The 13,080-nt window shown below is 62.7% G+C and carries 12 protein-coding genes and 1 pseudogene; 1 reads left to right on the top strand and 12 read right to left on the bottom strand.

The window, feature by feature from the left end; all coding sequences use genetic code 11:
* Positions 1-129: 129 nt before the first annotated feature.
* From EDF46_RS18800 to EDF46_RS18100, 6 genes and pseudogenes are all read right to left on the bottom strand, one after another.
* Positions 130-552, bottom strand: coding sequence for a hypothetical protein (locus EDF46_RS18800; protein WP_233580095.1), 423 nt, complete (start codon positions 550-552; stop codon positions 130-132).
* Between the two features lie 90 nt (positions 553-642).
* A pseudogene (locus tag EDF46_RS18980) lies at positions 643-762 on the bottom strand (DUF2510 domain-containing protein); the annotation flags it as partial.
* Positions 763-1,042: 280 nt separating this feature from the next.
* Positions 1,043-2,776 carry a glycosyltransferase gene (locus EDF46_RS17040; RefSeq protein WP_123507723.1) on the bottom strand — a complete coding sequence of 578 codons (1,734 nt, stop codon included), beginning with the start codon at positions 2,774-2,776 and terminating at the stop codon, positions 1,043-1,045.
* A gap of 1 nt (position 2,777) precedes the next feature.
* Positions 2,778-3,959 (bottom strand): hypothetical protein, encoded by a 1,182-nt coding sequence (locus tag EDF46_RS17045; RefSeq protein WP_233580096.1) that lies wholly within the window; start codon positions 3,957-3,959, stop codon positions 2,778-2,780.
* The gene (locus EDF46_RS18985; protein ID WP_370454138.1) at positions 3,956-4,417 is read right to left on the bottom strand and encodes a MarR family winged helix-turn-helix transcriptional regulator; all 462 of its coding nucleotides are present in this window, start codon (positions 4,415-4,417) and stop codon (positions 3,956-3,958) included. Before EDF46_RS18985 ends, EDF46_RS17045 begins: the two co-directional genes overlap by 4 nt.
* Before the next feature lie 1,380 nt (positions 4,418-5,797).
* Positions 5,798-5,989 carry a hypothetical protein gene (locus tag EDF46_RS18100; protein ID WP_148061267.1) on the bottom strand — a complete coding sequence of 64 codons (192 nt, stop codon included), beginning with the start codon at positions 5,987-5,989 and terminating at the stop codon, positions 5,798-5,800.
* A gap of 26 nt (positions 5,990-6,015) precedes the next feature.
* Here EDF46_RS18100 and EDF46_RS18105 point away from each other — a divergent pair, with 26 nt between their 5' ends.
* On the top strand, positions 6,016-6,543 hold the full coding sequence (locus EDF46_RS18105) for a hypothetical protein (RefSeq protein WP_148061268.1): 528 nt from the start codon (positions 6,016-6,018) through the stop codon (positions 6,541-6,543).
* On the opposite strand, the gene EDF46_RS18110 is transcribed toward EDF46_RS18105, so the two are convergent.
* The 6 genes from EDF46_RS18110 to EDF46_RS17080 form a co-directional block, all read right to left on the bottom strand.
* On the bottom strand, positions 6,531-7,172 hold the full coding sequence (locus EDF46_RS18110) for a hypothetical protein (RefSeq protein ID WP_148061269.1): 642 nt from the start codon (positions 7,170-7,172) through the stop codon (positions 6,531-6,533). The genes EDF46_RS18105 and EDF46_RS18110 overlap by 13 nt on opposite strands.
* Before the next feature lie 378 nt (positions 7,173-7,550).
* Positions 7,551-7,844, bottom strand: coding sequence for a DUF4193 family protein (locus EDF46_RS17065; RefSeq protein WP_123507727.1), 294 nt, complete (start codon positions 7,842-7,844; stop codon positions 7,551-7,553).
* Between the two features lie 269 nt (positions 7,845-8,113).
* Positions 8,114-10,432, bottom strand: coding sequence for a sensor histidine kinase (locus EDF46_RS17070; protein WP_158614302.1), 2,319 nt, complete (start codon positions 10,430-10,432; stop codon positions 8,114-8,116).
* Between the two features lie 819 nt (positions 10,433-11,251).
* The gene (locus tag EDF46_RS18440; RefSeq protein WP_158614303.1) at positions 11,252-11,413 is read right to left on the bottom strand and encodes a hypothetical protein; all 162 of its coding nucleotides are present in this window, start codon (positions 11,411-11,413) and stop codon (positions 11,252-11,254) included.
* A 301-nt stretch (positions 11,414-11,714) separates the two neighbouring features.
* On the bottom strand, positions 11,715-12,257 hold the full coding sequence (locus EDF46_RS17075) for a hypothetical protein (RefSeq protein WP_123507730.1): 543 nt from the start codon (positions 12,255-12,257) through the stop codon (positions 11,715-11,717).
* The gene (locus EDF46_RS17080) at positions 12,254-12,871 is read right to left on the bottom strand and encodes a recombinase family protein (protein WP_123507918.1); all 618 of its coding nucleotides are present in this window, start codon (positions 12,869-12,871) and stop codon (positions 12,254-12,256) included. The genes EDF46_RS17075 and EDF46_RS17080 overlap by 4 nt, the downstream gene beginning before the upstream one ends.
* Positions 12,872-13,080 lie beyond the last annotated feature (209 nt).

Genomic DNA, 13,080 nt, shown 5'->3' on the forward strand with positions numbered 1-13,080 from the left:
GGCTCAGAAGTAGGAAGCCGCCGTTTGGCCAGACAGCCGTTCGGACCTGGTCGATACGCGTCGCAAACCGAGACAAAGCGCCAAGCGCTGCCGTTACGAGCCGCACTCGAGGATCCTAAACAAACCGTCTCACGATTCGGGCCTGATGAGGTTGGTCAACTGCTGGGCGTAGCTGACGGCAGTGACGGCACTGAGCACCAGCCCGACGACCTCAATAGCGATGAACACCCACACGGGCCACAACCCCCGCCCTGGAGCGACGCGGCGCACGATCACCGAGCGTCCAATTACGTACACCGGCGACGAGAGAAGCCCCCATGCCCAGTGGAAGAGGCGTATGACGCCAACCTGGGCGAGGCGCCGGTAATCGCCCCACGCCAGCACCACGCTGATCCCGAAGAGAACGAAACCCGCCGCAAGCAGGGCAATGTACTGGGGTGTGTAGATCGATGCCGGGTCGACGGACGGCACGCTGGTCGGGCCCACCTCGATCACCCGGAATGTCGGCCGGTACGACAAGCTCAGCGGCCAGACCACCACGGGCAGCAGCACAATCAGCCAGATCAGGGGGCCGTAGACCGGCGTTCTCGCGTCAAGCCTTGGCCTCTGGGAGTCAAGCGCTGCGACAGCGTGAGGGCCACCAGGGGGAGCGACGAGCTCCGTCCACCTCACGCCGTCCCACCAGCGGGTGCCCGCAACGCCACAAGGATCCGGATACCAACCAGCACCAGCACCAGCACCCGGACGCGACCCACCCGACATACCAATCCCCTCGAGAAGACAGTTGAGGAAGATTCGGGCTTCCTCGCCACCGCTCAACCTAAAGCACAACGAGGCCAGCAACAACTGCCCGTAGCGTGATTCGTTGCCAGTGAGTGGTCAGCGTGTTTTGAGGCCCCGTGTCGAAGCTGACGGCCCCCGTGCCTCATCTCCCTGAACGTGTCTGCCACCGCGCCCCTCCGCGGAAGAGTGCTGCAACGAATCTGTTTTGGGACAGGTTGGTTATGAGATTCCTTTGACGATTTTCAGGAGTTTTCGACCGTCAATTTGATTGCTGGGTAAGTCCGTGTTCGGTCTTTTCCCAGTAGTGCGGGCGGGTGAGCAGCTGCCAGAGCCCTTTGTACGCGGCGAGGGAGTGCAGGATCCAGTACACCGGGTTCAGTAGTGACCACAGGATCAGGTTGAACGTTCCGCGTTTGAAGGGCCCCATCATCGAGAGGTAGACCATGATGCCGTTGCCGATGAGGAAGTTGAAGAGGCAGATCCAGAGCACCCAGGCGGGGAACACCGATGAGATGACCGTGCTTGGGATCGCCAGCGACGCCGCGGTGACCAGATAAAACGGGATTACTCCGAGGAACGTGGCCGGTGTGCCTCCGATGAGGAGGGCGAAGGCAAGGAACCGGACGATCCCGACCTCGCGGATCAGGGCGACGGGTCGTCTGGCGTGGACGAGCGTGGTTTGCATGTAGCCCTTGATCCACCTCGAGCGCTGGCGGATGAAGTTCGGGATGGAGGTGTTGGCTTCCTCCATCGTCGTGGAGTTGATCACGCCGACGCGGTAGCCGATGGCGGAGGCGCGGATGCCGAGGTCGGCGTCTTCGGTCACGTTGTAGGGGTCCCAGCCGCCGAGCTCGATGAGCGCCTCGGTGCGGAAGTGGTTCGACGTGCCGCCGAGGGGGATCGGGAGGTTCGAGCGGTCAAGGCCCGCGAGCATGTAGTCGAACCAGTACGAGTACTCGAGGGTGAACATGCGGGTGAGGGCGTTCTCGGTGGCGTTGAAGTAGTTCAGGGCGGCTTGAACGCAGACGGTTTCGTCGCCGCCGCGGTCGAAGGCGATGAGGGCCTTCTTGAGCTGGTCGGGGTCGGGGGTGTCTTCGGCGTCATAGATCACGAGGTAGCTGCCCGAGGCGAGGTAGAGGCCCACGTTGCACGCGCGGGGCTTCGTCTGCGGGTGCCCCTTCGGCACGGTCACGATGTGGAAGTGCGCCGGCGGTTCGGCGTTCTCGATGGCCTGGCGCGTCTCGAGGTCCTCCTCTTCGATGAGGATCAGCACCTCCAGCTTGTGCACCGGGTAGTCGAGGCCGCCGAGGTTATCGATCAGCTGCGCGACGATGTTCGCCTCGTGGAACACGGGCACCAGAACCGTGTAGACCGGCAGGTCGTCGTCCGAGAGCTCGGCGACCTCGGTGTCGGTGATGCGCTCCACGACGTCGAAACGGGCACCCTGCAGCGAGACGAAGAACTTAAACGCGGTGCCGGCCAGGAACACGAGGCTGACCGTCGCGAGCACGCCGATCGCGGTCTGTCGCGGCCAGATGATCGCGAGAGCCACCAGGACGATCGCGACGACCAGGGCGGAGATCTTCTGGCCTCTGGAGAACACAATTCGACCGGAGAGCTCGGGGTTGCGGTAGAACAGGGCGTTCGCGGCGTCATCGGCGACCTTGTCGCCGAACAGGCGCAGCACGGTGCTCTTCAATTGCCAGGGCGGCACGCGGGTGAAAACGACGGTGGTCTCGAACTCGTCTGAAAGGGCGTCTTTCAGGGCGGCGTCCTGGTGACGTTCGGCGGTCGCGACGAGCAGGGTGTTGTCGGGGAGGTGGCGGATGGGGAGCCAGTCTTCAGAGATGTACCGAGGTCCGGATCCGGCCCGCACCAGGGTGACGTCGATTCCGATCGTCCAGGCGGGCTCGGTGGTTTTCGGGTGATCCGGGTGATGTCGCCCCTGGGTGTGCGTCGTGTGTGTGTCGGATGTGGCGTTGTCGGTGCTCATGTCAGCTCCAGCCAAGGGCTTTGGTGAGGGACCCCATCCAGTCGAGAACGACGGGCCGGTTGTAGGCGGCGGCCCACGCGATGACGATCTGCGCGCCGGCGACGAGGGTGATCAGGACGCTGGCTCGGGTAGTGGTGGCGGCGGGAAGAATGGCTATTCCCATCATGGTCATGATGAGGAACGTGTTGCCAGCGGCGTTCAGGGGGATGAGATCGAAGACGTAGCCCATGAGGAGGCCGAGAAAGAGAAACGTGGAGATGAGGATGGCGCCGGGGCGACGGACGAGGAGCGCAAGAGCCCAGCCGGAAATCATGGGTGCCAGAAGTAAGAACCCGTTCAGTGTGGTCACGAATGCGGGCACGATGGCCCACCGTGACGGGTCGTAGTGGAACTGGGCGCTGAGAACAGCGAAGGGACGGTGCAGGAACACCAGCTGAAGGAAGAACACCGTGAAAAACGTCGCGAGCGTGGGAAAGAGGATCACGAGAATGTTGGACGCGCGCGCTCCGCGCTGGCCCCGTCGGGCGAGAGTGATCAGAGGTGCTGTCAGACCGATGACGGCAATGTAGACAATTCCGCTGGCGCTGGACAGGGCCGAAATCATGAACAGCAGTCCGGCCCGGAACCCGGCCTGAGTATTCCGATTCGCGACAAAGCGGACCATGTTCGCAGCGCCGATACCGAAGAACGCGATCCCAAGGAACGCTTCGAAGTTCGTCGTGGCGGTAAAGGCGAAGAGCGGGTTGGCCGCGAGGGCGATCATGAACGTGGCCGACTTCCACGCGTGGAATCGTCGCTGGTGCATCACTTCGAGCATTTGCTTCAAGAAAGGACCTGCCACAACGGCACCAGCGATCCCCAACCCCAGGGTGCCTCCGGGAATGAGCGCTGTCAGGACCGTTCCAATAGGCGGGTAAAGACTCCCCACCCAACTCACATCCGCCCTGCCCCAGTCGATTCGAGCAACCCGGGCAACCAGGTCCTGGTTCACGGTCGTACCCGACGTCAAACCGGGGGATATGTTCTCGATGATCGCCAGCACGGCAAACGGCAACGCGAACAGCAGCCGCAGCAGCCACCGGTTGACGGGACGTGCAGGGAATGCGTCCAGGCGCACCCGGGATACCGCCAGGTTCGGGGCGGCGGCCGCCCTGGTGTGCGTTTGGGTGAGGATCGTCATCATGAGACAGACCTCTCTGACATGGACCGGGTCAAGTCGATGAACGTCCGAGCGAGCATGCTCCGATCATTAGGACTAACGGCATCCTCGAACACGGTGCGGTAACGATCCCAAATATCGCCCACTACGACCTCGCCCTCAGAGGTGAGCTGGGCAAGAACACTTCTCCGGTCTAAGGGATTCGCCCGCCGCATGAGTAGGCGTCTTTTCTCAAGCCGGTCAGCGATGAACGTAGTCGTGCTCGGCACCTGGCCAAGAAGCTGCCCGAGACGCTTCAAGGGAACACTTCCATGAACCCTCAAGACCAGGAGGGCCCGCAGTTCCGTTGCTCCCACACCGTGGGTATCAATCAATGCGGATGTCAAACGCTCGTTCTGGCTTTGAAAGCCTTGGAACGCCAACAGCAAATGGTGGACACTCGTTTCCGCAAGCTCAGCACCCGTCACAACCACCAGCAGCACCCGATTCCTAGACGCCGCCCAATCGACAATGGGCGAATAATTCAAGGATAGAAATACTTTGTGACGAACCTAAGACCCACTTTGGGGGATAGAGCCCAAGTTGACCTCATGCAGCGGCCTCGGATAGGCCTACGATCAGGGACGCGTTTTCTCGACGCAGCTCATCTCTGGTACCCGCGGCCACCTGTCGGATTCGCTCCGATTAGGCGCCGGTGCGTGGGAACGGCGCTGCCGTGCGTCGCCGCCGGAAGCAGTTGGCGCGAGATGATGGTTGCCAAGCGGGTGGCGGTGAGTGTTGCCCTCTCTGCCGTGTTGGCCGTCGCAGCCCTCACGGTGTTGTCCGTAGCTTGCGGAGATTCGTCGTTTCTCCCCGTCATTGCCGTGCTGGTCGTCCTGGTGTCAGTACCGGCATCGCTTATGACGGCCGCGATTACGGAAATTGTGCGGAAAGTAAATGCAGGGTTACCTGCGCCCGTGGGACCGGCTCTTGGTGCCGCAGCTGCTTCAGCCCTCGCAATCCCGCTTGCTCAACACCTCTCGCTGACCCCGCCTGTCATCGTCGGCGCAGCCGTCGCTTTGATAGCAGGCTGCTCCAGTTGGTGGACCCGGAGACGCGGCGACCGCGGCGATCGGCCCGCCAAGTCATCCTGAATCTGCGGATCTACCTTGCCGTAACCCGTCCGTTACCCAATGACCAACTGTTTCGGATGAGGTGAATGAGCCCGCGGTGCGTTCGCATGACGAACGGCTAGCGTGCACTTGCAGCCATGACGCCTAGAGTCCCAGCCGTTGATCGCCTCTGTCGCAGCGTCTGCGTGAATCTTCTTGGTCGAGCTGAGCGATTCGCGCGGTCTTTCACCCCTTCGTCTTTGAGAGCCTCTAGCGTTGGGGGACGTCTTCGTTTCGAGAAGTTAGGTGAGGCGTTCTGTGGCTGTCATTCTCAGCGTTGCGTTCGTACTTGGTGGGATTGGCTGCATCCTGTTCTGAGGACCTCTCGCTCGGAGCCAGGCTCGATCGCAGAAGAAGCTCGGCCTCTTGTCGCCTGAGGCCTTTACTCCGACGTTGGTCGTCGTTTTTGGGCTTGTGGCCATTTTCGTCGGCCTAGCGTTGGCGTACGCGATCCTTCGCGGGACCGTGGCCTTCTAAAAGCCGCCGCAACCTAGCGACGGAGTGCTGGTTCGGGCAGGCGCCAAAGCCGGACGCCGTCCGTGCCCGGACTAAGGTATTTCCGACTTGCCCTAGCCGGCAACCCGTCCACAGGGACCGGCCGTGTTTGGGAGAGGGAGGCTGCCCGTTCGAGCCGGGCCAAGAGTGGGCTCAACCAAGCTTTGCCCCGAGCGTCCATCCCGTGTGGAGAGGAACCCCATCCGTGCGGGGCAGCTAGATGCGAGGTGCGCGTCGGTAAACAAGGCTCGCGCCGATCAGCCACATCAAGCCGAGTGCAACGTGGAGAGCGCCGAGGAAGAAGCTATGGCGGAATGCCAGCTCGACAACTCCGAGGGCCAAGAAAATCAGCCCGAAAAGAGAAAACACAACAATCAGAACTTTTCGAGTCGCCTTATCCACCGTCACGCACCTTCCTGCGGAACAGCGGTTAGGTGTTCCTTGAGGACACGGATGCGTCGAAGCTGCAGACGGCCTTGCCACGCGGAGAAAACGGTCATGGCGGCAAAGAAAACGACCTCTGCCCAGATTCTCCATCCGCCACGACCGGAGGCGACAACGACGATCCCGAGGACAAGAAGCGCCGGGTAAAGGATCAGACCGGCGGTCGTCATGATTCTCCAGAATTTGCGCGACTGTTCGAGCTTGGATCGCCACTCGGCAGGGTGAGCACCTTCTGGTACGCGGCCCTTCTGGAGCGCCTTATTGACGCGTTGCCCGAGAGTGATCTGCTGGGTAGCGTTTCGCCGTTTGGCCCACATGGCCAACACCGTGAACGCAATACCGATGAGCACACCGAAAACGACTCCGATGACAGTGCCTTGCCGGAAAGACGTGCCAGCGAAGAGGGACAGGCCAAGAATGAGTGCACCCATGACCAGGCCGGCACCGGCGCCGAAGAGGCCCGAGGGAACGTGAGCGAGTGGTGCCCGGAGTTCGTCCTCGTCGGTCATGCGGACTGACGGCCGTGCCGATCGATGAACCGGCCAGCTTTCCTGTAGAAGACGACGAGCTGGACGGCGACCACGACGAAGAGAACAGACACGCCGAGCTCGAGGAGCTTGATGAGCAGCTCATTGGAACCGACCGCGGTGGCAATCGCCAGAAGGACTGCGGCTGCGTAGATCGGCGCTATTCCGAGCGTCGCGTGACGGTTTTGGTTCGCGATTGCGACGACCACGGGAAGGTGCTCGGTGTCGGGTTTGACTTTTCCGTTGATCTGTTTCCTGACGCTTTTCTTTTCTCGCCGATTCAATGGGCTTCCGGTGGCACGCCACCGGGTGATGTAGTGCCCGGTGCGTTTGGCCCAGATGAAACCTACGACGCCAACGAGCAGACCAAGACTGAGGAAGACGATCTGGACGATCAACTGCCCGGAGCCTCCATCAGAGCTGGTGCCCGTGCTTGACGAGGATTCCGGAAGGAATAGAAGGGCCACCACGAATCCTGTGGCCCAGGACGCGGCGATGAGGACGCCGATCTGGACAAGGATGCGGGCTCTGCGTTTGTGGAAGCCGTCGTCGGTGACGCCTTCTGCAAGTTGCGCAGCAGCAGCCCATCGGGCGGCGCTGTCGTTTTTGAGGTCGGTCAAGAGAACTCCGTCGTTCGGGCAACAGGATATTTCGGAGCATACCGGCGGTCGGGCAGCGAGACTCCTTCGAGCGCAACAACGACGCATCGACAGGGCGCGAAAGACGGACCGTGTGCGTCCGGCAAGGCCGGCTCTACCTCAAGCGGCCCAGGAACTCGGCCAACGAGCGTTTGCCCCGGGCGATGACTTTCTCATTGAGTGGGCGACAAACGTGCGGCCTCTTTCGGACCCAAGTGAGGCTTGTGTCGCTTTGGGGTACAGCCCAAGACGACACGAATCAGGGGCTCCAGGCGCGTCGCTCTAGGGTCCTGTTCGAAGTCTTGCAACGGTTGTGCGCGGGGCTCTAGATAAGAGGCGACACCGGCAGAAACCCACGGGCTAAAGCGCGGCGCACTCTACGCACACCGGTCCGAGCTTGGTCTCATGGTCGAGCTGGATTCGCGGCCGCACGAGGAAGCACTTAATGCAGGTGAACTCGTTTTCCTGCATCGGTAGCACGACGACGTCGAGGGCTTCATCGACCACGGAGGCCTCGAGCTCGAAGCCGTCAGCCGAGTCTCCATCGTCGAGGTCAGCCGCGAGCCCCGTTGGCGTCGTGGCGCGAGCATCGATGGAGACGACATTGTCGTCGGCCTCGGGTGCATTGCGTGGGGCGTCGCAGTCGGCAGCCATCGGGGTCTCCTGGGGTCTGGGGGAGTGGGCGAGTGATCAGCCCGCCGTAACTATAGGCGGCGCCGGCGGCGCGTCCAGCCCGGTTCGCCCTGAGCTGGCGACGTCTTCCGGTCCGTGGCCGGCAGGACCTGCACTGCCTCCCGGGAGACGGGAATTCCCCCCTTAGAAGGGCAACCGATTCTCGTATCGCATGTGTTTCGGGACACTTTTGTTATGGGACACGTAGCGGCTGTAGGGGCCGGTGGTGGTGTTCTTGTGGCTGGTGGTGGTTAGGCGGCTAGTTGCATGGTGTGTGGGTGGGGGATTGCGAGCCAGAGGTCGACTTCGTCGTCTGCGTCGAGGCCGAGGGCGGCGGCTGTTTCGTCGGGGGTGGAGGCAACGATGGTGATGGCGGTGACCGATTCAGGTTGCCCGGTTCGGATGACGATGCGGCTAGACCGGACGGGTTCCAGCTGGCGTGCCACGTCCTCAAGGAGCGTGTTGAGGGTGCTGGGTGGCATGCCTTCGAGGCCGCCGTCGTCGAGGACTTGGACGAGGGCGCCGCGGCGGCGGTGTGCGGAGACGACCTGCCGGACGGCATCGTTGAGGAGGGTGCGGCCGCGGATCTCGTCGCGGAGGGCTTGCTCGAGAATTCGGCACTCGGTGCGGGCGATGTCGTCAAGGTCTCCATGGGTGGCGATGATGTGGTGGAGCATGGGTGCGGCAGAGTTGCCAGCGTGCAGGAGCCGTCGTTGGCGCTCGTTATTGAACGCTTCCTGCTCTGTGCGTTGGATGGTGAGATCGCGGTGTTTCATGGCGGCGATCTCGGCGGCTTCGGTGACGTGTCGGATGGCGCGGTGGACGAGGAGTCCGGCGACCACGATTGTGATTTCTCCGGCGAGGCCCAGACGGATCACTCCGGAAGGTCCTGCCCAGATGGTCATTTGGGTTACTAGAGCGGTGACGGCGATCAGGGGTGGGAGTCTGCGGCCGGCCATCCACGACATGGTTGCTCCGGCGAGGACCCCGCAGGTGTAGCGAGCGATGGATGCGGCGTCGAATTGGGCGGGGTTGAGTCCAATTGGGGCGATGCTGCACAAGATCACGGCAACAACAGTGGTTATCCACGCTGCCCGGTTGGACATGGTTCCTCGTTTTGCTCCCCGGATGAGCGTGGGAAGGATGACGAGGCCAAGGAGCGAGGACAGGATGGACGCGTAGCCGTGGGTCTTGAAAAGAGCATCCGCTGTGGCGAGCAATACCGCGGCGATGATCGTTATTCCGAGGAGTCGGTAGAGGCGTCGCCGCGGAAAGAAGCTCAGCAGAGATTCACCTGGTCGGCGGCTCAATGGCACGTGGGTCTGGTCCGGGTGCCATTCCAGGGTGACTCTGGTTCCCTTGCCGGGAGAGGAGCGGATGTGGGCCGTGCCGCCGACATGGCGGACCTGTTCGAGGATCGACACCCGGACCCCCAGTCGTTCCTCCGGGATGCCGTCAAGGTCGAAGCCTTGGCCGTCGTCGGAGATGATGATGCGAACGCCGCCGCCATCGGTGGCGGAGCCGATCACGGACCGGGTAGTTGACATACCGGCATGTTTGACGCTGTTGACCAGGGCCTGCAGAGCGGCGGAGACCAAGGCGTCGCCAACCGCCGAAGGCACCTCGACGGCGTCAAGACCGGTGACGGCGAAGCGGACTGTGTCATGGGCAAGCCCGAGGTCGGCCGCTGCCAAGGACCATCGGACTGCGAATTTAGTGACCGTTGGCTGGCTGAGCGGGGGGCCTTCGCTGGTCGAAACGATCGCGAGGGCTTCTCGGGCCATGCTGGTAGCGCGTTCGGGTGCCTGATTGCTAGCGGCGGCCAAAAGGGCGGCGAGCACAGTGTCATGAAGTAGCGCATCCGTGCGCACCCGTTCGGCCTCAGTTGCCCCCTGTTGCTGTTGGTCTTCGAAAAGCAGCCGGGCTTGCCGTTCTACCGTGTCGGCGTGATCGGCCCGGGCCCGCAGCGCCCGCACACCCGTGATCAGACTGGCAATAAGCAGTTCCAGACCGAACAGGGTGATGACAGTGTGACTGGCCGAAAGCTGCTCGGCGTAGACACAGGCCAAAGCGATGTTCATGCCGGTGCAGATGACGCTTGCTCGTAGAGGGTTTAATTCGGCCAGCACCGTGCAGCTGAACGCGATCAGGGACAAGCCAAGAAGCCACGGTGCTGCCCCTTCCGGGAGTGGGTCCCGCACGATGAATGGCTCCTCGAGGAGAAGACCGACGTACGCCGCGACCGGAATCCAGAGCCCCTTACGGGTAGACCACGAGCGTCTAAGAATTGCCAGCAGAAGAGCAAAGACCATCAAGCCGGCCAACGACGATGACACGACGACGAGCGGTAGCTTTTCTAGCCGGTGGTCCGCAGAAAATTCCGGAAGGGCGAGCAGCACAAAGAGGGGCGCAACAAAAGCGGCAGTTCCAGCCAGTCCCCGCTCCACCCCATGCCGAAGCAAAGCCGGAGCGTTCGCAGAAGCAGGGTGCGGCATGAAAAGAGGAACTGCCCGTGCTTTTTTAAATCGCCCCAAGGGATCGACCTTCAGGTCAATCGGTCTCTCGGGCATGTTTAGACGGTAGGGCAGGCCGGGAAAAGAAACACTCCCCACTACGGGTCGCGTCATCCCCCGTGCGGTCTCGCAACCCTAAGCATTTGGGATGCCCCGCCGGGGTCCTCGATCCGGATGAGTGAAGGCCCAAATTTCGGGAGTGGCTAAGTTCCCGTATCTATGGGCCGTTAGCGGTTGGGTGATCTCGAGGGCCTATCTACTGTTTCGGGACACCCCGGAGACCTAGCGGGCATTCTGATCCGCTACGCGAGTGCCGCGATCAAGCAACAGCGGACGGCCATGGGAGTGGACCTTCGTACTTGCGGTGTTCGCGGTAGTGGCGCCGAGATAGGCGGGACATAGTGCGTGATGGCTGCGGGTGGCGGGGTGGCTTCGACCCGAATCAATGCCGCCCCGCCCGGAGTTGGACCGTGGGGTACAACTCCCGCCAAGAGGATTCCTCAACCAGCGTGGCTGAGAGAGTAACCGGTCTAGGACCCTCATGCCCGGCGTATGTGTCGTCGACGAGATAGTGCCGCGTTACGCCGGTGAGGTCGGGCGGGGCCGGTGTCCCTCGTAGTGGGGGTCCCCGTTCGTGTGTCGGCGCTTATGGGGACACGTACAGTTGACCTACCTCCGGCGAAGAGTTCAGTTCCTGGTCTGGTGGGGTGACCCGAACACCCTGCCGTCACTCGATGCTGCCGGAGTGCCGCTGTTCGCGGCGACGAAGAGTTGGGTATCGCCGCACTGGCCCGAACCAGTGCGGCGATCCTCTTCACTACTCCACGGCACCGGTCGCCATCGACGGCTGGTTGTGGTTGCGTTCCCTAGCCGATCTCAGCCTGCGTGGGTGAGGGCCGCTGTTGCTCCCGCCGAGAACGCAGTGCTGAGAGCTTCTCGTAGGTCAAGGTTCGGGTGGTCTTTCAGCCAGCGTGCGACAAAGGCGTCACGGTCCTGGTGGATGTGGGCGAGTTGCTGCTGCGTGGGGCTGATGGGCACGGTGTCATTCTTCCTGGCCGGGGAGTGGCCGTCGGGCGGGACGTTGTGTGTCGGTGGGTGCGTGTTGATTAAGCGGGTCGGGGAGATCCTGTCTTCTGCGTGTTGCTTAGGCTTGTCCGACCGTCCTGCAAATGGGTGGCCGATGAACACCCATCCAGCTCCGATCGCTGTCCCGCACCCGGCCGTGCGGGACAGCGCACCCCCAATGGTTCGCCTCGAACGGCGTGGTGGTCTCGCGTAATGCGGACAGTCGCCATGGACGGTCTCGCTGGGTCTACGGAGTGCAGGAGAAGGTGCTTCGTCAGGGGCCGGGGCTTGGTCGCGCCGCATCGTCAAGCATGACGAGCCGGTGGGTGGCTTCCGCGCTCGTGTGGTGTCGTAGCTCGGGGGAGGTGTACTCCGCGGAGCGGGTTTCTTTCCATGACGAGATCGCTGATTCTCGGAACACCAGAACCCCCTGCCCGGCCATGGCAACAACCAGACCCGCCAGGTAGGTGCCCCAGACGACGGGTTCCTTCCACGATGACGGACCTGCGGCGATCGAGGCGAACACGACCCAGCCCACCGCGACGACACCGCCCACCACCAGAACGGTCCAGCCAAAGATCCACCGGAGCCGGTACGGCGGCGCTTCCGATGCCAGGGCGACACGGACCGCGAGACGGTTTCGGATATCTCCGAACATGACGGCCGCCTGCGACCCGGCCGGCAGCTGCTCGGTCAGTGCCGTGAACCGCTCGAGTTTCCGCAGCTCGCCACGGTCTCGGAGGATGTTCCACCCGACTGTCACGATGCCTGCTGCACCCGTCAAAAGGGGTGCCCACACCGTGACGGACGCGGTCACTCGTCCACCACAGCATCCGCGTCGACAGCCGCAGGTGCCGCCATCACGGTGCTGTGGTGCCGGTAGAGAGTCGCCCGGCTCCACCCGACCAGGGCTGCCGCCTTGGTCGCGGTACGTCCCTCGGCACGGGCCTGGGCGACGATCGCAAGCTTCTGGCCGACCACGGCCGGGTCGCTTCTGGGCCGGCCAAACCGGGTGCCAGCTTCCTGGGCGACCGCAACGCCCGCGCGGACGCGTTCCACGATGAGCTCCCGCTCGTATTCCGCAAGAGTGGCCAGCATGTTCAGCATCAGCCGGCCCGTCGCCGTCGCCGGATCGATGCCATCAGAGCTCGACCGCACCTGAATCCCTCTGTCACGAAGACCGGTCACCGTGTTCAACACGTCAAGCAACGACCGGCCTAACCGGTCGATGCGCCAGACCACGATCGTGTCGCCCGAAACGGCATGCTCGAGCAGCTTCTGCATCCCGGGCCGATCGGCAGCGGTTTTCCGTCCCGACATGACGTCGGAGAAGATGTCCTGTTTCTGCACCCCTACAGAGAGGAGTGAGTCGATCTGCAGCTGGGGGTCTTGGTTGCTGGTGCTGACCCTGGTGTACCCGAGAAGCCTCATGACCTCATCGTGTCTCACAAAACCCTCCACGCGCCCTTCGACACGGAAGTAGCGCGAGACAACTTTCCGAGACAAAGAACGAGGCGTTGCGGGACTTCACTTCGTGCCTAATGCTCGACCAAGATGCTCGCCCCAAGTCGCCGCTGGAGAAGCTCCTCCCGTTTCTTGGTCCGGAGCACGGGTCTGGAGAGCAGTGCTGAAGCGTGGTG

This window comes from Frondihabitans sp. PhB188 (genome assembly GCF_003752365.1).
GTDB lineage: Bacteria > Actinomycetota > Actinomycetes > Actinomycetales > Microbacteriaceae > Frondihabitans.